At 64.3% G+C, this 20,347-nt stretch carries 19 protein-coding genes; 12 read left to right on the forward strand and 7 right to left on the reverse strand.

The features are described from left to right. The first annotated feature begins 424 nt into the window (after window positions 1–424). On the forward strand, window positions 425–1,573 hold the full coding sequence (locus FJ527_RS14485) for a Gfo/Idh/MocA family oxidoreductase (RefSeq protein WP_140823424.1): 1,149 nt from the start codon (window positions 425–427) through the stop codon (window positions 1,571–1,573). Window positions 1,574–1,649: 76 nt separating this feature from the next. Continuing rightward, entirely contained in the window at window positions 1,650–2,603 is a 954-nt protein-coding gene (locus FJ527_RS14490; RefSeq protein WP_015319004.1) for an alpha/beta hydrolase, read from the forward strand. On the opposite strand, the gene FJ527_RS14495 is transcribed toward FJ527_RS14490, so the two are convergent. Beyond that, window positions 2,591–3,625 (reverse strand): LacI family DNA-binding transcriptional regulator, encoded by a 1,035-nt coding sequence (locus tag FJ527_RS14495; RefSeq protein WP_140823425.1) that lies wholly within the window; start codon window positions 3,623–3,625, stop codon window positions 2,591–2,593. The two genes, FJ527_RS14490 and FJ527_RS14495, sit on opposite strands and share 13 nt — an antisense overlap. A 258-nt stretch (window positions 3,626–3,883) precedes the next feature. On the opposite strand from FJ527_RS14495, the gene FJ527_RS14500 reads away from it, so the two are divergent. Together FJ527_RS14500 and FJ527_RS14505 are read left to right on the forward strand one after the other, a co-directional pair. After that, a complete protein-coding gene (locus FJ527_RS14500) occupies window positions 3,884–4,837 on the forward strand; it encodes a sugar kinase (protein WP_140823426.1) in 954 nt (317 codons plus the stop codon). Beyond that, complete coding sequence (locus FJ527_RS14505; protein WP_140823427.1) at window positions 4,834–6,117, forward strand: D-tagatose-bisphosphate aldolase, class II, non-catalytic subunit; 1,284 nt, start codon at window positions 4,834–4,836, stop codon at window positions 6,115–6,117. The genes FJ527_RS14500 and FJ527_RS14505 overlap by 4 nt, the downstream gene beginning before the upstream one ends. Window positions 6,118–6,335: 218 nt before the next feature. Here the strand turns inward: FJ527_RS14505 and FJ527_RS14510 are convergent, their stop codons facing one another. Further along, window positions 6,336–7,247, reverse strand: coding sequence for an aldose 1-epimerase (locus FJ527_RS14510; RefSeq protein ID WP_246677716.1), 912 nt, complete (start codon window positions 7,245–7,247; stop codon window positions 6,336–6,338). Between the two features lie 71 nt (window positions 7,248–7,318). On the opposite strand from FJ527_RS14510, the gene FJ527_RS14515 reads away from it, so the two are divergent. The 8 genes from FJ527_RS14515 (at window position 7,319) to FJ527_RS14550 (ending at window position 15,594) form a co-directional block, all read left to right on the forward strand. Beyond that, a complete protein-coding gene (locus FJ527_RS14515) occupies window positions 7,319–8,119 on the forward strand; it encodes a FadR/GntR family transcriptional regulator (RefSeq protein WP_246677717.1) in 801 nt (266 codons plus the stop codon). Next, a complete protein-coding gene (locus FJ527_RS14520; RefSeq protein ID WP_140715228.1) occupies window positions 8,116–9,843 on the forward strand; it encodes an IlvD/Edd family dehydratase in 1,728 nt (575 codons plus the stop codon). The genes FJ527_RS14515 and FJ527_RS14520 overlap by 4 nt, the downstream gene beginning before the upstream one ends. Before the next feature lie 11 nt (window positions 9,844–9,854). After that, on the forward strand, window positions 9,855–10,634 hold the full coding sequence (locus FJ527_RS14525; protein ID WP_140823429.1) for an SDR family oxidoreductase: 780 nt from the start codon (window positions 9,855–9,857) through the stop codon (window positions 10,632–10,634). A 33-nt stretch (window positions 10,635–10,667) separates the two neighbouring features. After that, a complete protein-coding gene (araD1, locus tag FJ527_RS14530) occupies window positions 10,668–11,669 on the forward strand; it encodes an AraD1 family protein (RefSeq protein ID WP_015319012.1) in 1,002 nt (333 codons plus the stop codon). A gap of 53 nt (window positions 11,670–11,722) precedes the next feature. Further along, on the forward strand, window positions 11,723–12,748 hold the full coding sequence (locus tag FJ527_RS14535) for an ABC transporter substrate-binding protein (protein ID WP_015319013.1): 1,026 nt from the start codon (window positions 11,723–11,725) through the stop codon (window positions 12,746–12,748). A gap of 76 nt (window positions 12,749–12,824) precedes the next feature. Further along, window positions 12,825–13,928: an ABC transporter ATP-binding protein gene (locus FJ527_RS14540; RefSeq protein WP_140715234.1), complete on the forward strand. Its 1,104-nt coding sequence runs from the start codon at window positions 12,825–12,827 to the stop codon at window positions 13,926–13,928. Continuing rightward, window positions 13,925–14,797, forward strand: a complete 873-nt coding sequence (locus tag FJ527_RS14545) for an ABC transporter permease (RefSeq protein ID WP_140823430.1) — start codon at window positions 13,925–13,927, stop codon at window positions 14,795–14,797. The genes FJ527_RS14540 and FJ527_RS14545 overlap by 4 nt, the downstream gene beginning before the upstream one ends. Continuing rightward, window positions 14,794–15,594, forward strand: coding sequence for an ABC transporter permease (locus FJ527_RS14550; protein WP_015319016.1), 801 nt, complete (start codon window positions 14,794–14,796; stop codon window positions 15,592–15,594). Before FJ527_RS14545 ends, FJ527_RS14550 begins: the two co-directional genes overlap by 4 nt. 3 nt (window positions 15,595–15,597) lie before the next feature. Here FJ527_RS14550 and FJ527_RS14555 read toward each other — a convergent pair whose 3' ends face one another. The 5 genes from FJ527_RS14555 to FJ527_RS14575 all read right to left on the reverse strand — a co-directional run bounded on the left by FJ527_RS14555 (window position 15,598) and on the right by FJ527_RS14575 (window position 20,346). After that, window positions 15,598–16,992 (reverse strand): FAD-binding oxidoreductase, encoded by a 1,395-nt coding sequence (locus FJ527_RS14555; RefSeq protein WP_140823431.1) that lies wholly within the window; start codon window positions 16,990–16,992, stop codon window positions 15,598–15,600. A gap of 213 nt (window positions 16,993–17,205) precedes the next feature. After that, the gene (locus tag FJ527_RS14560) at window positions 17,206–18,465 is read right to left on the reverse strand and encodes an ABC transporter substrate-binding protein (protein ID WP_140823432.1); all 1,260 of its coding nucleotides are present in this window, start codon (window positions 18,463–18,465) and stop codon (window positions 17,206–17,208) included. Between the two features lie 47 nt (window positions 18,466–18,512). Then, window positions 18,513–18,944, reverse strand: coding sequence for a DUF4440 domain-containing protein (locus FJ527_RS14565; RefSeq protein ID WP_041163518.1), 432 nt, complete (start codon window positions 18,942–18,944; stop codon window positions 18,513–18,515). After that, window positions 18,941–19,996: an aldo/keto reductase gene (locus tag FJ527_RS14570; RefSeq protein WP_140823433.1), complete on the reverse strand. Its 1,056-nt coding sequence runs from the start codon at window positions 19,994–19,996 to the stop codon at window positions 18,941–18,943. The genes FJ527_RS14565 and FJ527_RS14570 overlap by 4 nt, the downstream gene beginning before the upstream one ends. Further along, a complete protein-coding gene (locus FJ527_RS14575) occupies window positions 19,993–20,346 on the reverse strand; it encodes a TIGR04076 family protein (protein WP_140617451.1) in 354 nt (117 codons plus the stop codon). Before FJ527_RS14575 ends, FJ527_RS14570 begins: the two co-directional genes overlap by 4 nt. Window position 20,347: the final 1 nt, after the last annotated feature.

The raw sequence follows: 20,347 nt of genomic DNA on the forward strand, positions 1-20,347 counted from the left end.
GGGAGGGACATCCTACTTGACCGAGCCTGGGTCATGCGGATTCGAGCAAGGGCGTCAGCGGGACCTCCAAGGCCTTTTCGCTGTGATCACGGACGATGGCCTGCCCGGTCCAATACGCAGCCAGCTTGATAGGATGGGGGCCATGGTGATCTATGCCTGAACCCGTCGCGGTCCCTGGCCGCCCTCGAAATATCCGACGCGCGGACGACCCACGGGCTTTGGCGCCCGCGATCGGCCGGTTTTCATGTCCGTCATTTTCTCCTCCAGGGCCAGCAGCCTCCCGACACCGCGCCAGCATTTCCGCATGTTCTATAAAAAATTTACGCGCGTCAATATTTAAAACGTTGTATAGCCATTTCGAGCCCGATCCGGCACCGTCGCGACGATCGGGCAGACGTGATCGCATTGGGAGGTACGACAGAAAATGCAGGCAAACTCACAAGCCAAACTCGGCATCGGTGTCATCGGATGCGGCAACATCTCGATGACGTACCTGCGCAATGCCGCGCTTTTCGGCGGCATCGAATTGCGCGCCTGCGCCGATATTTCAGCCGAGATGGCGGCGCTGCGAGCCAAGGAATACGGTATTCGGCCCCTTGGCGTCGATGCGCTGCTGGCCGATCCCGAGATCGACCTCGTCCTCAACCTGACCATTCCGGCGGCGCATTTCGATATTTCATTCTCCGCCCTTTCGGCGGGAAAGCATGTCTTCACCGAAAAACCGCTCGCAACCTCGGCCGGCGACGGCCGCCGCCTGGTGGCGGAGGCGGCCAAACGCGGCCTGCTGCTCGGCTCGGCTCCAGACACCTTCCTTGGCGCAGCCGGACGCAAAGCGCGCCGCCTGATGGATGAGGGCGCCATCGGCCGCCCTGTCACCGGCACCGCCTTCATGATGGGGCGCGGCATGGAACACTGGCATCCCAATCCGCAATTCTACTACGAGCCGGGCGGCGGCCCGGTGTTCGACATGGGTCCATACTACCTGACGATGCTGGTCAACCTGCTCGGCCCGGTCGCGCGCGTCATGGCGATGGCGACACGCGGCCAGGAGGAACGGCTGATATCGGCCGAAGGGCCATTCAAGAACACCACATTCAAGGTCGGCACGCCGACCAATGTGCTGTCGCTGCTCGAATTCCGCTCCGGCGCGACCGTCACTTTCGGCGCTTCATGGGATGTCTTCAGGCATTCCAATCATCCGATCGAACTGCACGGCACGGAAGGCTCGCTGCGGCTGCCCGACCCGGATACGTTCGGCGGCACGGTGTCGCTGTCGGAACGCGGCGCCGACTGGAAGGATTTCGCCAGCGAAGGCGAACTCTACGGCGCCCGCAACTGGCCTTACGCGGCGCCCGACCGCGCCAACTACCGCATGCTCGGCGTCGCCGACCTGGTGCATTCGCTGCAGACAGGCGCGACGCCCCGCGCTTCCGGCAATCTGGCGCTGCATGTGCTGGAGATCATGGAAGCGATCCTGCATTCGGGCGAGACGGGGAGTTCGGTCGCCATAGCAGGTGACGTCGTCCAGCCGGCCCTGCTTGGCGAAGACGAAGCGCGCGGCCTGCTCGCCTAAGCGTTCCTTGTTTTCACGCAATCCGGACGGAAAACCGCTGCACACTTTTCCTGGAATTGCTTTGACGGAGATGACGATGACGCTCGACCCAGATGCGCTGCGTGCCTTGGAAATCGGCCGTGCCGCCGGCGGCGAACCCTTCGAGAATGACAGCGTCGCGGCGGCGCGGGCCACGTACAACGCTTCGTTCCCGACGCTGCAGGGCGAGCACGAGCCGGTCGCGGCAACCGAGCAGCAGCAGATCGACGGGCCGAACGGCCCGGTGACGATCCGCATCCATCGCGGTATCGGCGCGCCGCGGACGGGGGCGCGCGCCGTGCTCTATCTGCATGGTGGCGGCTGGGTGATCGGCAATCTCTCCTCGCATGACGATATCTGCCGCTGGCTGGCCAATCTCGGCAACGCCGTCGTCGTCTGTCCCGATTACCGGCTGGCGCCGGAGCACAAGTTTCCCGCCGGGCTCGAGGATTGCGCGGCAGCGCTGCGCTTCATGGCCGCTGGAGAACTCGGCATCGACCCTACCCGTATTGCCGTCGCTGGCGACAGTGCCGGCGGCAACCTTGCCGCCGTGCTGGCATTGCTCGCCCGCGACAGGCTGGCGCCGCCGCTCGCCGCCCAGATCCTGATCTATCCCAACACCGATGCCCGCCAGACGGCGGACAGCTACCGGCGTTTCGGCGAAGGCTTCGGACTCACCGCCGCCACCATGGCCTGGTTCCGCGACCACTATGTGCGAACGCCCGATGATATCGCGGACTGGCGCGTATCGCCGCTGCTGGCCTCCAGCCTCGCCGGCGCACCGTCGGCCTTCGTCGTGATCGCCGGCCACGACATCCTTGCCGACGAAGGCACGGCCTATGCCGAGCGCCTGCGCGCCGACGGAGTGCCGCTGGCGTTGCGACACTGGCCGGGTCAGATCCACGGCTTCGTCTCGATGGGCCGCCACATCCTGGCCGCGCGGCAAACGGTAAGCGAGGCGGCGGCCTGGCTCCGCCTACAAACGCCGGAGCCGATCACTCAGGCCGACTGACGCATCACCAGGGTGGCGCCAAGCTTGACGTTGCGCGCCAGATCATGGCCGGACGGATCGGCCTCGTCCAGCAACGCCAGCAGGATCTCGACGCTGCGGCCGGCCATGGCGGCGAAGTCCTGTGCCATGGTGGTCAGCGCGGGACAGGTGTAGCGGCTCAACGGATGATCATCGTGGGCGGCGACGCGAAAATCGCAATCGGCGCGGCGGCCGATCTTCAGCCCGCGCGAAAAGGCGGCCGCCATCACACCGAAGGCGAGACGGTCATTGGCGCAGAGCAGCGTGCGGGCCGGCAGGCCGCCTTTCTCGAGCGTCCTGTCCATCCATTCATGGCCGATGCGCTCGAAGTCCCAGCTATAGTCGCCCGCCGCCTTGAGAACGGTGGGCTCCAGGCCCGCGGCCTGCATCGCGTCGATATAGCTCTGCAGGCGTTCGCCCGAATTGTGGTTGACGTGCGGGATGTCGACATAGACAGGCGGTTCGCCGGACCGGCAGAGATAATCGACGATGGTCGAGGTGCTCTGGTGGTTGTCATTGCCGACGAATGGCGTGTCGCCTTCGATATAGGTGTCGAAATAGACGATCGGGATGTCCTCGCTCATCCGTTCGAAGACGCCGGGTTCGGAGACCAAGCCCAAGGGCGCGACGATAGCACCCGCGACCTTCAGCGACATCAGCGTCCTGACCGATTCCGCCTCCAGTTTCGGCGAACCGTGCGAGGAGATGACGATCGGCCAAAACCCTTCGTCGCGACAGCGCCGTTCGATGCGGCTGACCATCTCGGCGTAGAACGGATCGGTGATCGCCGGTACGACGATGCCGACATTGCGGGTGCGCTTGCGGTTGAGGTTGCGGGCAAAAACATTCGGCTGATAGTCGGACGAACTAAGCGCCGCCTCGATGCGCGCCCGGGTCGCCGGCTTCACGCTGGCCGGATCGTCGAAATACTTCGACAGGGTCGGCCGCGAAACGCCGGACGCCCTGGCGAAATCATTCATCGTCCGGTGGGTCTTTTCCGCCATCTATATTTCAGGCCCCTTATCCTCGATGCCAGCCTTAACGCTCTGGCGAGAATCAGTCTTGCGATCGTCGCGGTGAGGCAGCATTGCTTGAGCCAACTTATTCAGTCAAATTTCCACGGTTTCCAGTACAACGCAGAAGCATTGCGCACGTCAAATTATTTATTGACGCTCCGAAAACGACAACTTAGGTTTTGAACATGCACGGATAAAGGAATTTCTGGCCAAGCGGAGCCCGTCCGTCCGGCAGATGGTGAGGACATGAAGAAACTGGTTTGTGCCGGCGAGATCCTGGTCGAGATCATGGCCGAGCGGATCGGCCAGAGTTTTCGCGCCCCCGGCCCGCTGGTCGGTCCGTTTCCCTCGGGCGCTCCCGCCATCTTCGTCGATCAGGCGGCGCGGCTCGGCCAGCCGGCGGGGCTGATCGCGGCAGTGGGCGACGACGATTTCGGCCATTTGAACATCGAGCGCCTGCGTGCCGACGGCGCCGACATCTCGGCCATTACCGTCCATCACGGTGCCGCGACCGGAACCGCCTTCGTCACCTATGAGAGCGATGGCAGCCGGCACTTCGTCTACAACATCAAGCAGAGTGCCGCCGGCCTGATCGAGATGGGCGCGGAAGCGCGCGCGCTGCTGGCCGGCGCCGACCATTTTCACGTCATGGGGACATCGCTGTTCTCGCCCGAGGTGATCGAAATTGCCCGCAACGGGATCGAAGCCGTCAAGATGCGCGGCGGCACGGTCTCTTTCGACCCCAACATCCGCAAGGAGATGCTCGATCTACCAGGGATGCGCGACGCCTTGCACTTCGTGTTGTCAAAGACCGACGTGTTCCTGCCGAGCGGGCCGGAACTCTTCACCTTCGCCGAGGCAAACGACGAGGAAAGCGCGGTACGCGAAATGCTGGACCGCGGCATCTCCACTATCGTCGTCAAGAAGGGCGCGCAGGGCGCCGTCCACTACGATCAGTCGGGGCGCACGGCTTCACCCGGCTTCGTCGTCGAGGAAATCGATCCGACCGGCGCCGGAGACTGCTTTGCCGCGGCCTTCGTCTCCTTCTGGCTGCGTGGAGAGGCACCGGAAAGGGCGCTGCGAATAGCCAATGGCTGCGGCGCGCTGGCGGTGACGAAGAAGGGACCAATGGAAGGCATCGCCTCGCTCGCCACCGTCGAGGCGTTCATCGAGACCGCCCGGACCGGAGCACCGGCATGAGCCAGGCGACCGATCGACTGGCTAGCATCGCCACGCGCCGTGCGGCCGGCGAACGCTGTGGCATCGCCTCGATCTGCTCGGCCCATCCGCTGGTCGTCGAAGCGGCGCTGCGCCACGGCAAGGCGCGCGGCGCCGATGTGCTGATCGAGGCCACCTGCAACCAGGTCAACCACGAGGGCGGCTACACCGGCATGACACCGCGCGATTTCCGCCGCTTCGTCGAGACGATCGCCGGCAAGGCCGGCTTTCCCCTGGACAGGCTGGTGCTCGGCGGCGATCATCTGGGCCCCAATCCTTGGAAGCACCTGCCGGCGCCCGCGGCGATGGAAAAAGCCGCACGCATGGTGGATGCCTATGCCGAGGCCGGCTTCACCAAGATCCACCTGGACGCCAGCATGGGCTGCGCCGGCGAAGGCGCGGCACCGCCCGACGCCACCATCGCCGCGCGCGCCGCCGAGTTGGCCGAGGTGGCGGAGGCCGCGGTTGAACGAACAGGCGGCACCAGGCCTGTCTACGTCATCGGCACGGAAGTGCCGGTGCCGGGCGGCGCACAGGAGGCCATGGACCATCTGGCGGTGACGACACCGGAGGCCGCGGGTGAGACGGTTCGCATCCACCACGATGCCTTTAGCCGGCGCGGCCTCGACCAGGCTTTCTCGCGGGCGATCGGCGTCGTCGTGCAGCCGGGCGTCGAATTCGGCAATGCCGAGGTCATCACCTACCGGCCGGAACGCGCCCGGGCGCTTGCCGGCACGCTGCGAGACCTGCCGCAATTCGTCTTCGAGGCCCACTCGACCGACTACCAGCCCGCTGCGGCGTTGAGCGCGCTGGTCGACGATGGTTTTGCCATACTCAAGGTCGGGCCCTGGATGACCTTCGCGCTGCGCGAAGCCCTCTACGGCCTGAGCCACATCGCCGACATTCTGGTTCCCGATCCATCGCGGGAAAGCCTGCCGGCGGCCATGGAGCGCGTCATGCTGGCGGCGCCCGGCAATTGGAAGAATTACTATCACGGCTCCGAGGCCGAGCAGCGGATCGAGCGGCATTTTTCCTACAGCGACCGTATCCGCTACTACTGGCCTGCGCCGGCGGCGCGGCAGTCCGTGAACGCGCTGATGCAGGCGCTGGGCGAGCGCGACATCCCCTCACCCCTGATCAGCCAGTATCTCGGCCGCCTCGACAGCGCGGTAGCGAGCGGATCCGTCGCGCCAAAGGCCAGGGAACTCCTCATCGCAGGCGTGACGGACGTTCTCGACATCTATGCCAGCGCAACCGGCTGATCCCGACTTTCATGGCTGTGGCACCAGGGCCCACGTGGTGCGGCGCAACGCCAGATCGCGATGCGCGTCAGCGGCGGCGTCAAGGGCTCCGGCTATGGTTGCTCCGGCGGCAAGGCCTCGGTCGGCGAATTCACCGATTTGCGCTGGGTGACGGCCGAGGACCGGGCCAGCACTATCCGTTCTGACCTGGCCTCGCGTCGAGCAAGCCGCGGCGAAGATCAAACAGCCAGCGACGGTATGAAGCGGACGCTTGCGGATTGTTTCTGGCCAGGGGCCAGCACAATGCAGCCGGTGTCGATGTCCTTGTCGCCCCTCCGGTTGAAAGCATCGGTAATGTTGCTGACCGGCTCGGCGCAAAAGAACGGTTCGCCCGGCGGCGTGTAGAGGGCGAGGAAGTCGAGCGGCGCCTCTGCCTCGATGTCCAGCTGCCGTCCGTGTTCGGGCCAGGTAATCCGGGCGCGGCGCGCCCATCCGGTGAAGACCGTGTCGAAGTCCACTTCCGATACGTCAAAGCCGATCGACGGGTCGGCCCCCACGGGCGGCGGGACATGCCGGATGGGCAGCACCTCCGCATCGGTTTCCCACATGCCTGATACCCGTGCCTGGACATGCGTCCACGGTGTCGACGGGAAGTAAGGATGGAGACCGAGGCCAACCGGCATCGGCGCGTCCGACAGGTTGCGCATGGTAATGGTCATGCAAAGCCTGCCTTCGGCCAGCGAGATCACTTGCTCGGCTTCGTAGCTCCATGGCCAGGAATCGGCGGCGTGGCGATAGCCCAGGACGATCATGCTCGCTTCATGGCTCACGACGGCCCACGGGTGACGCCAGCCATGGCCGTGCTCATGATGTGGATCGTCCGGGGCCGTCGGCAATTGAATGGGGCGCCCCGCGAATTCAAAGCGGCCATTCCTTATGCGGTTGGAATAGGGCACGAGCGGAAAGCAGGCCATGGCGCCGGCATCGCCACGGCCGATCGCCGCTGGGTGAGCCGCACGCAGCCAATCCACGGCCGAACCATCCCGCCACCATTGATACGACGCCAGCGCTCCACCAGCGGCGGGAGCAATTTCGACCGTCGCGATGCCGTCGCTGATCGAGACCAGTTCCGTGTACTGCGCGACGGCCACAGCGAAATTCTTTGTCATCGGCACTCCCCCAATCCCTTGACTCCAATCCCCACGCCTATAAGACATATCATATGAATAGTATGAAGAATAGAAAATCATTCAGCACGGCCCGCACGTCACGAGTCGCGGTCGCGGTTTCCAGCGGTTCCACCGCGCTGCACGCCACCGTCGTCGAGCAGATCGGGCTGCGCATCGTGCAGGGCGACTTCCTGCCCGGCGAGGCGCTGCCTAATGCCGACGATTCCAGCGAGATGCTGGGGGTCAGCCGCACAGTGCTGCGCGAGGCGATCAAGGTGCTGGCGGGCAAGGGGCTGGTCGAATCCAGGCCGAAGACCGGCACGCGGGTGCGTCCTCGCGCCGATTGGAATTTCCTCGACCCCGACGTCCTGTCTTGGCGCTATGCCGGCGGTGTCAGTGCGGAGGATGTGCGGGCGCTGTTTGAACTGCGCCGCGCCATCGAGCCGATGTCGGCGGCCCTTGCCGCGCAGCGTGCGACGCCGGCTCAGATCGCCGAGATCCATGCAGCGCTGGCTGAAATGGAAGCACTGAGCGATGACGGAGACCGCTTCGCCAAGCCCGATCTGGTGTTCCACCAGACCATATTGCGCATGACCGGCAACGAGCTGATCGGCTCGCTGGCCGCGCTGGTCGAGACCGCGTTGGTAATGAGCTTTCGCCTCTCCAACGACAATCCGGAAGGGCAGCGCCATTCCTTGCCGCTGCACCGGGAAGTCGCCGAGAAGATTGCCGACGGCGACGCCGCCGGCGCGCAAAAGGCATTGCTGGTGCTCATCGACAATGCCGAGGATGACGTGCGCCGCAGCGTCGAGAACCGCAACAAACGCCACAACGAGCGGGGCCTGCAATCGTGACCGAGACCAAACGCAAATTGCGGTCCGAAGCCTGGTTCGGCGGTGAAGGCAAGAACGCTTTCATGCACCGCAGCTGGATGAAGAACCAGGGCATTCCCGCTGACGCTTTCGACGGCCGCCCGGTGATCGGCATCTGCAATACCTGGTCGGAACTGACACCATGCAATGCGCATCTGCGGGCGTTGGCCGATCACGTCAAGCGCGGCGTGTATGAGGCCGGCGGCCTGCCGTTCGAATTCCCTGTCATGTCGCTAGGCGAGAGCAACATGCGCCCCACCGCCATGCTGTTTCGCAACCTGGCCAGCATGGATGTCGAGGAATCCATCCGCGGCAATCCGATCGACGGCGTCATCCTGCTTGTCGGTTGCGACAAGACCACGCCGGCGCTCTTGATGGGGGCTGCCTCGTGCAACCTGCCGACCATCGCCGTCTCCGGTGGGCCGATGCTGAACGGCAAGTTCCGCGGACAGGATATCGGCTCAGGCACGCATGTCTGGAAATTCGCCGAGGAGGTCAAGGCCGGCCGCATGCCGGTCGCCGACTTCCTCGCCGCCGAGCAGGGCCAGAGCCGGTCGGCCGGCAGCTGCATGACGATGGGCACAGCCTCGACCATGGCCAGCATGGTGGAAGCACTCGGCATCGGCATGCCCGACAACGCCGCGATCCCGGCAGTGGATTCGCGCCGAGGCGTGCTTGCCCAGTTGGCCGGACGGCAGATCGTCGATCTTGTCCACCGCGACGTGACGATTGCAAAGATCCTTACCAGGCAAGCCTTCGAGAATGCCATTCGCGTCAATGGCGCGATCGGCGGCTCGACCAATGCGGTGCTGCACCTGATCGCCATCGCCAACCGGGTCGGTGTCGATCTCGGCCTCGATGACTGGGACCGCCTTGGCCGCGGCGTGCCAACCATTGTCGACCTGATGCCGTCGGGCCGGTTCCTGATGGAAGATTTCTACTATGCCGGGGGGCTAGCTGCGGTCATGGCGTCGCTTGATGAAGTGGGGCTTCTTCATCGCGACGCCATGACCGTCAGCGCCAAGACCATCGGTGAACTGATCGACGGCGCGCCCAACTATAACCGTGAGGTCATACGGCCGCTGCGCGAGCCGCTGACCAAGGAGGGCGGCATTTCGATCCTGCGTGGCAATCTGGCGCCCAACGGAGCCGTCATCAAGCCGTCCGCGGCAACGCCCGAACTGATGCAGCATCGCGGCAAGGCGGTCGTCTTCGAGAACATCGAGCATTACCATGCCCGCATCGACGATCCGGAGCTGGATATCGACGCCTCCTCGGTGATGGTGTTGAAGAATTGCGGACCACGCGGTTATCCCGGGATGGCCGAGGTCGGCAACATGCCGCTGCCAGCCAAGCTGCTCAGAGAAGGCGTTTCCGACATGGTGCGCATTTCGGACGCGCGCATGAGCGGTACCGCCTACGGCACGGTGGTGCTGCATGTGGCGCCGGAGGCCGCGGCCGGTGGTGTGCTGGCCCTGGTGCGCGACGGCGATCTCATCGAGCTGGACGTCGCCGGCCGCCGTCTCGAGCTTTTGGTTTCGGACGAGGAACTGGCGATCCGCCGCCGTGACTGGAAGCCGCCGGAGCCGCCGCAAGGTGGCTACCAGAGCCTCTATGTCGAGCGCGTGCTGCAGGCCGACAAGGGCTGCGACTTCGACTTTCTCGTCGGTCGGCGCGATGCCGGCATCCCCCGGCATTCCCATTAGAGAGGCGCGCAATGACGAATCAGATCGGCAGCTACGCGACCTACCCCAGCCTGAAGGGCCGCAGCGTGTTCATAACCGGCGGCGGCAGCGGCATCGGTGAAAGCCTGGTGCGCCATTTCTGCGCGCAGGGCAGCCGCGTCGCCTTCGTCGATCTGGCCGAGGAGCCTTCACGGCGCCTGGTCGATGCGATCGCGGCCGAAGGGCATGCCGCGCCGCTGTTCATTCCCTGCGACCTGCGCAATGTCGAGCAGCTGCAGGCGGCGACCGTCGAGGCGATGCGGCACAACGGCCCGATCCAGGTGCTGTGCAACAATGCCGGCAATGACGACCGCCACCAGACCAAGGACGTCACGGTGGCCTATTGGGACGACCGCATGGCGGTCAATCTGCGCCACCAGTTCTTCGCCGCCCAGGCGGTGCGTCCGCAAATGGACTCGCTGGGCGGCGGCTCGATCATCAATTTCGGTTCCATCACCTGGATGGTCGGCGATCCCGACTGCCCTGCCTATGTCACCGCGAAAGCCGCTGTCTACGGCATGACGCGGGCGCTGGCCCGCGAACTCGGCCCCGAGCGCATCCGCGTCAACTGCATGGTGCCTGGCTGGGTGATGACAGAGCGCCAGATGCGGCTATGGCTGAACCCCGCCGGCGAACGCCAGATCGCGGAGCGGCAGTGCCTGCCCGACCGGCTGCAGCCATCCGACATTGCGCGCATGGCGCTGTTCCTCGCCGCCGACGACAGCCTGATGTGCACGAGCCAACAGTTCATCGTCGACGCGGGCTGGGTGTGACCCGGTACGGCCTCTAGGGAAGAAGGGTATTTCATGCGTCTTGTTCAGTACACAACGATCGACGGCGGCAGGCGGGTCGGCCGCGTTTCCGATGACGACGGCAATCGCCTGTATCTACTCGACAAGACAAGCACCGTGCTGGAGCTCGCCGAAGCGGCGATCGCCCAGGGTGCGTCGATCGCGGCGCTGGTCGAGAAGCGGACGGCTGCGGCCACGATCGACTATGGCGAACTGCTGCGCGATGGCCGCGTGCTCGCTCCCGTCGACCATCCGGAACCGGCGCGCTTCCTGGTCACCGGCACCGGCCTCACCCACACGGGAAGTGCCGCCGCGCGCGACAAGATGCATGTGCTGACCCATGGCGAGGACGCCGAGGAGTCGGATTCGCTGAAGATCTTCCGCATGGGCTTGGACGGGGGCAAGCCCGGCGCCGGCAAGATCGGCATCCAGCCCGAATGGTTCTTCAAGGGCGTCGGCACCTGTGTCGTGCCGCCTGGCGCCGATCTGCCGATGCCTGCCTTCGCGAAAGCCGGCGCCGAAGAAGCCGAGATCGTCGGCCTTTACCTCAATGGGCCGGATGGCCGCCCTTATCGCATCGGCTATGCGCTGGGCAACGAATATTCCGACCATGTGACGGAGGCCGAGAACTACCTTTATCTCGCCCACTCGAAACTCCGCTCCTGCTCGATCGGACCGGAGCTTTTGATCGGCGACCTGCCCGAAGAAGTGCGTGGCCATTCCCGCATTCTGCGCGACGGCACTGTTATCTGGGAACAGGAATTCCTGTCGGGCGAAGCGCACATGTCGCATTCGATCGCCAATCTCGAACACTTCCATTTCCGCTACCCGATGCACCGCAGGGCGGGCGACCTGCACGCCTATTTCTTCGGAGCGGCGGTGATGAGCTACGCCTCCGGCGTCAAGACGGCTTCCGGCGACGAGTATGAAATCCAGGCACAGACATTCGGCAAGCCGTTGCGCAACCGGATGGTGTCGGTGCCGGACGAGGGACTGGTCGCCGTCACCCAGCTGTGACGGCGATAGCCCCGGAAATTACGGTCCACCAGAACGACAATGGGAGATTAAAAATGGGACTGAAGAAAGCGTTTCTGAGACTAGCGACCATCGGGCTCAGCATCGGCCTGATGACGTCGGCGGCGCTGGCCGCGAACCTTCGCGTGCTGGCCTGGGACGGTTATGCCGACCCGGACTGGGTGAAGGACTTCACCGCCGCCACCGGCATCGGCGTCGATGTCGTCTTCATCGGCAGCGATGACGAAATCTGGGCCAAGATCAAGGGCAGCGAAGGGCAGGACTTCGACGTCTTCGCCGTCAACACCGCCCAGTTGCAGCGCTACATCAAGGCCGATCTGGTGTCGCCGATCGACATCACCAAGCTGCCGAACCAGAAGGACGTGCTGCCGCGCTTCCGTGATCTGTCTCAGGTCAGCGGCGACACCAAGGACGGCAAGGTCTACGGTATTCCGTTCTGCTTCGATTCCATCGGGCTGATCTACGACACCGACAAGGTCAAGCCGGCGCCGACCTCGATGTCCGTCCTGTGGGATCCGGCCTACAAGGGCAAGATCCTCGCCTACGACAATGGCGAGCACAATTTCTCGTTCACCGCGCTGACGCTCGGCTACAAGGATCCGTTCAACCTCGACGAAAAACAAATGGCGGCGGTCAAGGCCAAGCTGGTCGAGCTCAAGCGCAATGTGCTGAGCTTCTACACCACCGCCGACGAGGCGCAGCAGATCTACCAGAACAATGATGTTGCGCTGATCTGGGCCAATTATGGCCAGCAGCAGGTGAAGGCACTGCAGAAGATCGGCGCCCATGTCGCCTACGTCAATCCGAGCGAAGGCGCGCTTGCCTGGCTCGACAACTGGGTGATCTCCAAGGGTGTCCGCGACAATGCCGCGGCCGAGAAATGGATCGACTTCATGCTGACGAAGAAGGTCAGCGGCGCGCTTTCCGAGCGCACCGGATTCGGCAACACGGTGGTCGAGTCGAGCAGTGCGGGCGGCAACGACAAGCTGGTCTGGCTCAACAATGTCGAGGATCCGCTCAAGCGTTCGGACTTGTGGAACGAGGTCAAGGCGACGCCCTGATCCCTTCCGCGCCTGACTTCGAAGGACCCGGCGGTCCGGACGTTCCGGACCGCCGAAGCGTATGCGAGAATATCCCATGAGCCAGAACACCGACCTCTTGACGCTGCGGTCCGTCTCGAAATCCTACGGCACGGTTCCCGTGCTGCACGACATCGACCTGTCGCTCCGGGACGGTGAGTTCCTCACCGTCCTTGGACCGTCGGGTTCGGGCAAGACCACGGTCCTGCGGCTGATCGGCGGGCTGGAGCCGCTGACGTCAGGCGAGATCCGGCTGGACGGCCAGGACATCAGCCGCATGCCGATCAACAAGCGGCCGTTCAACACGGTGTTCCAGGACTATGCGCTGTTCCCCCATATGACCGTCTCCGGCAATGTCGGCTATGGGCTTTCGGTGCGCCATATCAAGCGCAAGGAGATCGCCAGCCGCGTGGCGCAAGCCCTCGATCTGGTGCAGCTCGGACGTTTCGCCGAGCGCTTTCCGGCACAGCTTTCCGGCGGCCAGCGCCAGCGTGTCGCGCTCGCCCGGGCGCTGATCTGCCAGCCGCGCCTGATCCTGCTCGACGAGCCGCTGGCGGCACTCGATCTCGAATTGCGCCGGCAGATGCAGGAGTTCCTGAAATCCATCCAGCGCGAGATCAAGACCACCTTCCTGTTCGTCACCCACGACCAGGAAGAAGCGATCGGCATGGCCGATCGGATCTGCGTCATGCAGGCCGGCCATATCCGCCAGCTCGGCACGCCGCATGAGCTCTACTACAAGCCGAATTGCGAATTCGTGGCGCGCTTCTTCGGCGAGAACAATCTGGTGGCTGGAAAACTCGGTCCAGTGCAAGGCGAGCAGCGACCGATCGAGACGGCACTCGGACGGCTGGTCTGCTCGATCAGCGACCAGCCGCATCTGAAGATTGCCCCGGATGGCGCCGCGGCTTTCGCGGCGTTCCGCCCCGAAGCCTTGCATCTCGCGGACGCCCGTGATGGCGCCAATCGCTTTTCCGGTGCCATTGTCGATCTCGCCTTTGCCGGCTCGTCGACGGTCGCCACGATCATGGCGGGGGCGGACGATGCCGCGCAGCGCCTGCGGCTGCGCATGCCGAGCCGGATCGACGGCAGCATCTTGAAATCCGGCGAGACGGTCTGGCTTTCGTTTGCGCCGCATGAAGGCCATCTGGTGCTGGCATGAGCGGAACCGGCTCGACACACGCCGCGCAACGGCGGCTGTCACGGCTGGTGACGGTGCTGGCATTCGCCTTGCCGGTTATCTTCGTTCTCGTGCCGCTGGCAATCTTCCTGGTCTACAGTTTCTTCAGCGTCGACCAGGGTACGATCGTCCATGCACCGACGCTCGGCAACTATGTCAGGTTCTTCACCGACCCGATCTTTCTGCCGGTGTTCTGGAACACCATCGTGCTGTGCGTATCGGTGGCCGTGATCTGTATCCTGCTCGCCTATCCCGCCGCCTACTTCCTGACGACGCTGAAGGGGCGGTGGCGCTACGCCCTCCTGATGTTGCTGCTGGTGCCGCTGCTGATGAGCTACGTCATCAAGATCTACGCGATCCGCAGCATCCTCGGCCTCAACGGCTTCCTCAACAACGCGCTGGTGGCGCTCGGCATCCTGGATCAGCCGTCGACGCTTTTCGTCTTCAACATGAACGCCATCCTCTTGACGCTGAGCCTGCTTTTGATCCCGTTCGCCATCCTGCCGATCTTCCTGTCGCTGGAGCGGATTCCGCAGACCTTGCTGCGCGCCTCGGATGACCTGGGCGCCAGCAGCCTGCAGACATTCCTGCGCATCACCTTGCCGCTGAGCCTGCCCGGCGTCGCCTCGGCGGCGAGCTTCGTCTTCGTACTGGCGATCGGCGATTTCCTGACACCGCAGATGGTCGGCGGGATCAGCGGCTTCACCTTCGGCCGTATCCTCTACAGCCAGTTCGGCACGGCCTATAACTGGCCGTTCGGCGCCGCGCTGTCGGTGGCGCTTGCGATCGTGGTGATCGCCGCCATTCTCATTGGCGAACGGTTCGGGCGCAGCCGGGGGACGTCGGTATGAGCGCGCTGCCCCGGCCGTCCACCATCTTCCTGGCCGCGATTACGACGCTGGTCGCGGTACTGCTTTACAGCCCACTGTTCGTGCCGATCGTGTCGTCGTTCTTCACCATTTCGCATGGCAATGTCGACTGGTCGTCGCCGACCTTTTCGACCTATGTGGCGCTGGCTGAAAACCATGACATCCTGACCGCGTTGCGCACCACGCTGATCGTCGGCGTCTGTACCGTGATCCTGTCGGTGGTCAGCGGGACGCTGCTGGCGCTCTACTACCACGGCCGCCGCTCGGGACGTTCGGTTCTGCAGTTCATCATCTTCCTGCCATTCCTGATGCCGCCTATCATCAGCGGCCTGGCGCTGCTGATCTTCTTCCGCGAGATCGGCCTCGAACGCTCGCTGCTGACGGTTGTCATCGGCCACACCGTGTTCGTGCTGGCGATCGTCTACCGCACTGTGCTGATGCGGCTGCAGTCGATGAGCCGCACACTGGTCGAAGCATCCTACGATCTCGGCGCCAGCGGTTGGCAGACCTTCTGGCGCATCATCCTGCCGAACCTGTCGAGCGCCATGGTCGGCGGCGCCATCCTGGCCTTCGCGCTGTCGTTCGACGAGACGATGATCACCATCCTGGTCACCGGCACGCAAAGCACGCTGCCGGTGCGGCTGTGGGCGATGATGCGGCTAGGCTTCTCGCCCGACATCAACGCGCTGGTGGCGCTGATCCTGATGTTCACCGTGCTGCTCTGCGTGCTCGCCGCCCGTTTTCTCATTCCCAGGCAAATGGCGACGGAACGTACCTGAGTTTCAAACGGTTGGGTCAAGGTCGAAGACTCGTCCGGGATTGAGGATGTTCTTCGGATCGAGCGCCGTCTTCAGCCGCCGCATCGTGGCGATCTCGGCGTCACTGCGCACCAGATTCAGCCACTGCTTCTTGTCGAGGCCGATGCCATGCTCGGCCGACACGCCACCTCCGGCCGCCGCCACGCCGCGATAGATGATACCGTAGGCCGCCGCCGGGTCCGCCGTCAGCACCTGATAGTGCAGGTTGCCGTCCCCGAGATGGCCGAAGACGTAGATGTCGGCACCGGGATCGACCGCGCGGATGGCGGCATCCGCTTCTTGCAGGAACGCCCCCATTCGCGCCAACGGGATGCTGATGTCGACGCCGATCAGGCCTTTCATCGAAAACAGGACGCGGTTGGCGTCCTCCCGCACATCCCACAGCGCGCGGAATTCGCGCGGCGATTGGGAGACGACAACATCGTCGACGACGCCGTCCTCGACCGCCTGCATCAAGACCTCGGCGAAGCGCTCGCCGTCACGTTCTGGCTCACTGCCCTGGATTTCGGCCAGCACATAGACGGGTGATCCGGCCGGAAGCGGCGCCGGCATGGCCATGCTGGCGACCATGACGTCATAGAGCGGCGCGATATTGACCTCATAGGCGGACAAAAGCGGGCCGAGCTTTTGCCGCAGCAGCCCAAGCAGGCCAATCGCCGCATCGAGCGAAGGCAGCGCGCAGAAGGCGTTCACCTCGGATGCGGGCTTGGGATGCAGCCGGAGCGCGGCGCGGGTGACGACGCCAAGCGTCCCTTCCGCGCCGATGAAGAGTTGGCCGAGGTCGTAGCCGGAATTGTCCTTGGGCAGGCCCTTGAGCGACGTCAGCACGGTGCCATCCGCGAGTACCGCCTCCAGCCCCAGCACCTGTGCCCGGTACATGCCATAACGCAGCACGCGGATGCCGCCGGCATTGGTGGCGATGTTGCCGCCGACCGTGGCGGAGCCGCGCGCGCCGATATCGACGCCGAACATCAGCCCGGCGCCGTCGGCCGCTTCCTGCACCGATTGCAGCGTCGCGCCAGCTTCGGCGACGATGGTGGCGGTTTGACGATCCGGGGCGGCAAGGCCGGTCATGCGTTCCAGCGATAGCACGACCTCGCCCGGCTGGACGCGCGCGCCACCGGCCAGCCCGGTGCGCCCGCCCTGGACGATGACCGGCTGGCCAAGAGCGTTGCACGCGGCGAGTGCCGCCGCGACACCCTCGGCATCGCGCGGGCGCAGCACGGCTTCGGGAAGCACGCCGAGCTTGCCGTCGGGATCGTCACGATAGCGCTGGTCCACGTCGGAGCCGGCGAGCATGCCGCCCGCGCCCAGCCTGTTGCCAAGCGCGGAGAGCAGCCGTTGTGTTTCAGGCGACATCCGGCTCAGGCGCCTGCGTGACAGGGCGCACCGTCAGCATCCAACAACCAGATCGCCCGATGAGTATCCTTGTCCAGCACGCTAGCCATCCCTGAATTGCAGCCGGCCGATCCTAATCGCGCCCGCTTGTCGTGCAAGCGATATCGAGCTGCCTCAGGCTATGCCGGCATCGATCGCGATGGGCGAGATCGATGCCGGAAGTACAACGTCGGCTTACTGAAGCTTGGCCTGCAGCGCGTTGACGTCATCGGTGGTCATTTCACCATCGGTCGTCACCTTGCCGTCGGCGATCTTCCACAGCCGGAACGGGCCAGTGATGTCGCCAAACTTGTCGAAGGCGACGGGACCGATGACGCCTTCATAGCGGATCGGCTTGCCGTCCTTGATCAGGCCGAGCGCCTTGGCGAATTCTTCCTTGCCGGCATAAATCGGCGTGCCGGCGGGATCGACCGCCTTGTACATGGCGTCCTTGATCTTGGCCGGGTCCTCGGAGCCGGCAATCGCGATGGCGAGCCCGACAATGGCGCCGGCATCATAGGAGCGGTCTGCCGCGGGATTTGACGGTTCGATGCCGGAAAACGCCTTGTAGTTCTTGGTGAAATACTCCGTCGAGGCGGTCGGGCTGGTGCCGGAAGACGTGCCATAGGCGTCCTTCAGATAACCGGCGCCGACGGACTCGATGAAATCAGGGCTGTTCATGCCGTCATTGAGCAGGAATTTCTGCACGCCGCCCTGCGAAATCCAGGTGCGGGCGATGGTGGCGCCGTCGACGGGCGTGCTGACCAGGTACAGTCCATCCGGTTCGCCACCCATCGCCGCGGTGACTTCCGAGGCGTAGCTCGACTGCTTCTCGTTGTAGGGGGTGTCGGAGACGATGGTGCCGCCGAGCGCTTTGTAGGCCCGCGAGAATTCGGCCACCATGTTGACGCCGAAGTCGTTGTTGACGTGGATGATCGCCAGCTTCTTGAAACCCTTGTCGACGGCATATTTGGCGGCGGCCACGCCCTGCAGCGCGTCCGAGGTGATGGTGCGGAAGAAGATGCCGTTGGTCTTGCCGTCGCGGCCGAGTGTCGTCAGTGTCGGCGAGGACGACGCCGGCGAGACCTGGACGATCTTGGCCGGCGCGGTCACCGAGGTCAGGATCGGGATCGACACCGAGGAAATGATGCCACCGATGATCACAGGCACTTTCTTGACCTGCACCAGCTGGGTGGCGGCATCGACCGCGATGTTGCCCTGGCTCTGGCTGTCGCGCGTGTCGGTGACGAGATCGCAGCCGCGCACGCCGCCGGCTTGGTTGATGTCGCGGAAGGCCATTTCGACCGATTTGGCGCCGGCCTGGCCGTATTCGCCGGCCGGACCGGTCAGTTCCATGACGAGGCCGACGGTGATCTTGCAGTCGGCGGCCTGTGCGGCACCCGCCATCGTCACGAGAGCAAGTGCCGTGGTGAGCTGGAGTATCGTCTTTCTCATTGTTGTTCCCCTTGAGTTACACGAACTGATTTGACGTCTGGAAAGTCTCAGTGTTCCGGCACCTGCAGCCAGGTTTCATGCAGATGCCGCCATTGGACGCCGTTGGGCGCCGATGAACGGGTGGTAAAGACCGCGCTCGACTGGCGGCGGCTGTGCTTGCCCGCGCGCAGCTGCGCCTCGACATAGAGGACGACGATCGTATCGCCATCCTGCCAGCCGGGCCGGATGTCCTCGATCGAGATGGCAAAGCCGTCGTCGCAAGTGGCGCGGCTGGAGCGCACATGGTCGATCACGGCATCGCGGTCGAGGATCTGGCCGCCTGGTGCGATCATGGTCAGGCCTTCGCCCATGACGGCTTCGAAGCGGCCGAAATCCACCTTGTCGGCGCGCGAGGCGACGAACCAGTCGACGAAAAAGCGATGCAGATCGACGACTTCGGCGCTGGCCTGCGAAAACAACCTGTCGTCCATGGTCTTCATATCCGGCCCGCGTTGAGATTGTAGTGCATGATCGAGCCGTGGCGGCCGTGGCGGTCGCGCTCCAGCGTGTAGACATCTCCCTCAAGGCCGTTGCCCCTCGCTATCACGGCTGCAATCCGCGCACGGTCATCGGCGTCGAGTACGACATCCATGATCTTGGCGTTGGCCAGCGCATGCGCCTGGTTGCGGGCACCGACGATGACCGCGGCCACTCGCGGCTGCTCCAGCACCCAGGCGCTGGCGATGGTGGCGATGTCGACGGCGTGGCGGTCGCCCACCGCCTTCAGTGCGCGAAGCAGTTGCTGGAACAGGTCCCAGCCGCCGAAATCGTCTATGATCAGCTTGTATTTGACCAGCGAGCGGTTTTCGAGCGGCGTGCGGGGTTCGGCGACATCAAGCCATTTGTCGCTGAGAAAGCCGCCGGCCACAGAACCGTAGCAGAGGAAGCTGACGCCGTTTTCCTCCGCAAGCGTCGCGAGGCTGTTCGCCGGACGCTGGTCGAGCACCGAATATTGCAGCTGCTGGCTGACCAGCGGGATGCCGGCTGACAGGATTTCGGCAAGCCGGGGCGTATCGAAATTGGTGGTGCCGAGATTGCGCAGCTTGCCCTCGCGCCGAAGCTCGTCGAGCCAACCCATCGCCTCGACATAGCGCGGCTGCGCATAATCCCACCAGTGAAATTGCACGAGGTCGAGCCGCTCGGTCTTAAGCCTGCGCAGTGACTGGTCGACGATGCCCCTGATATAGTCGCGGCTGATCGTAGCGAGCCGTTCAAGGTCGGGCACCAGCTTGGTGTGCACCTTCATTTTGGCGGCTGCATCGAGACCACGCTCATTGGCCAGCCGCAAGCGCGCGGCGCCGATCAATTCCTCGACGCCGGTGTAGATATCGGCGCAGTCATAGGTCCAGATGCCGGCATCGAAGGTGGCGATCAGGTCGCTTACGGCCTGACTGCGATCGATGGCGCCATGGCCGCCGGCCAGTTGCCAGCCACCGCGTATGACGCGCGAAATCGCGTAGCCCGGGCTGAGCTCGAATGCCTTGGCGGTCATGTCAGGTCATTCCCCTTCGGCAGCGGCACGGCCGTGGTTTCGGCATGGCTGAACCGCCGCTTGGCCAGCCTGACGATCCGCAGCCTGCTGGCACAGTTGGGATCGGGACAGGCGATCTCCGCGTCCGAGGTCATCCAGTCGTTCGGGTGGGTCGGGCGCTGCTTCGCCGCCAGGAGCGGCAGCACCGCCGAGATCGAATAGATCGAAAAGCCCTGCCCGGCTGGCATCGACAGCATCTCGCCCTTGAGCTCGAAATAGTCGCCGGCCCTGGCGCCGCAATAGATCGGCTTGCCCCGCGGAATGACCGCCTCGACGCGGAGATCGAAGAGTTCGAAACTGTCGTCAGCCATT

The sequence above is a fragment of the Mesorhizobium sp. B2-4-18 genome (genome assembly GCF_006441385.1).
GTDB lineage: Bacteria > Pseudomonadota > Alphaproteobacteria > Rhizobiales > Rhizobiaceae > Mesorhizobium > Mesorhizobium australicum.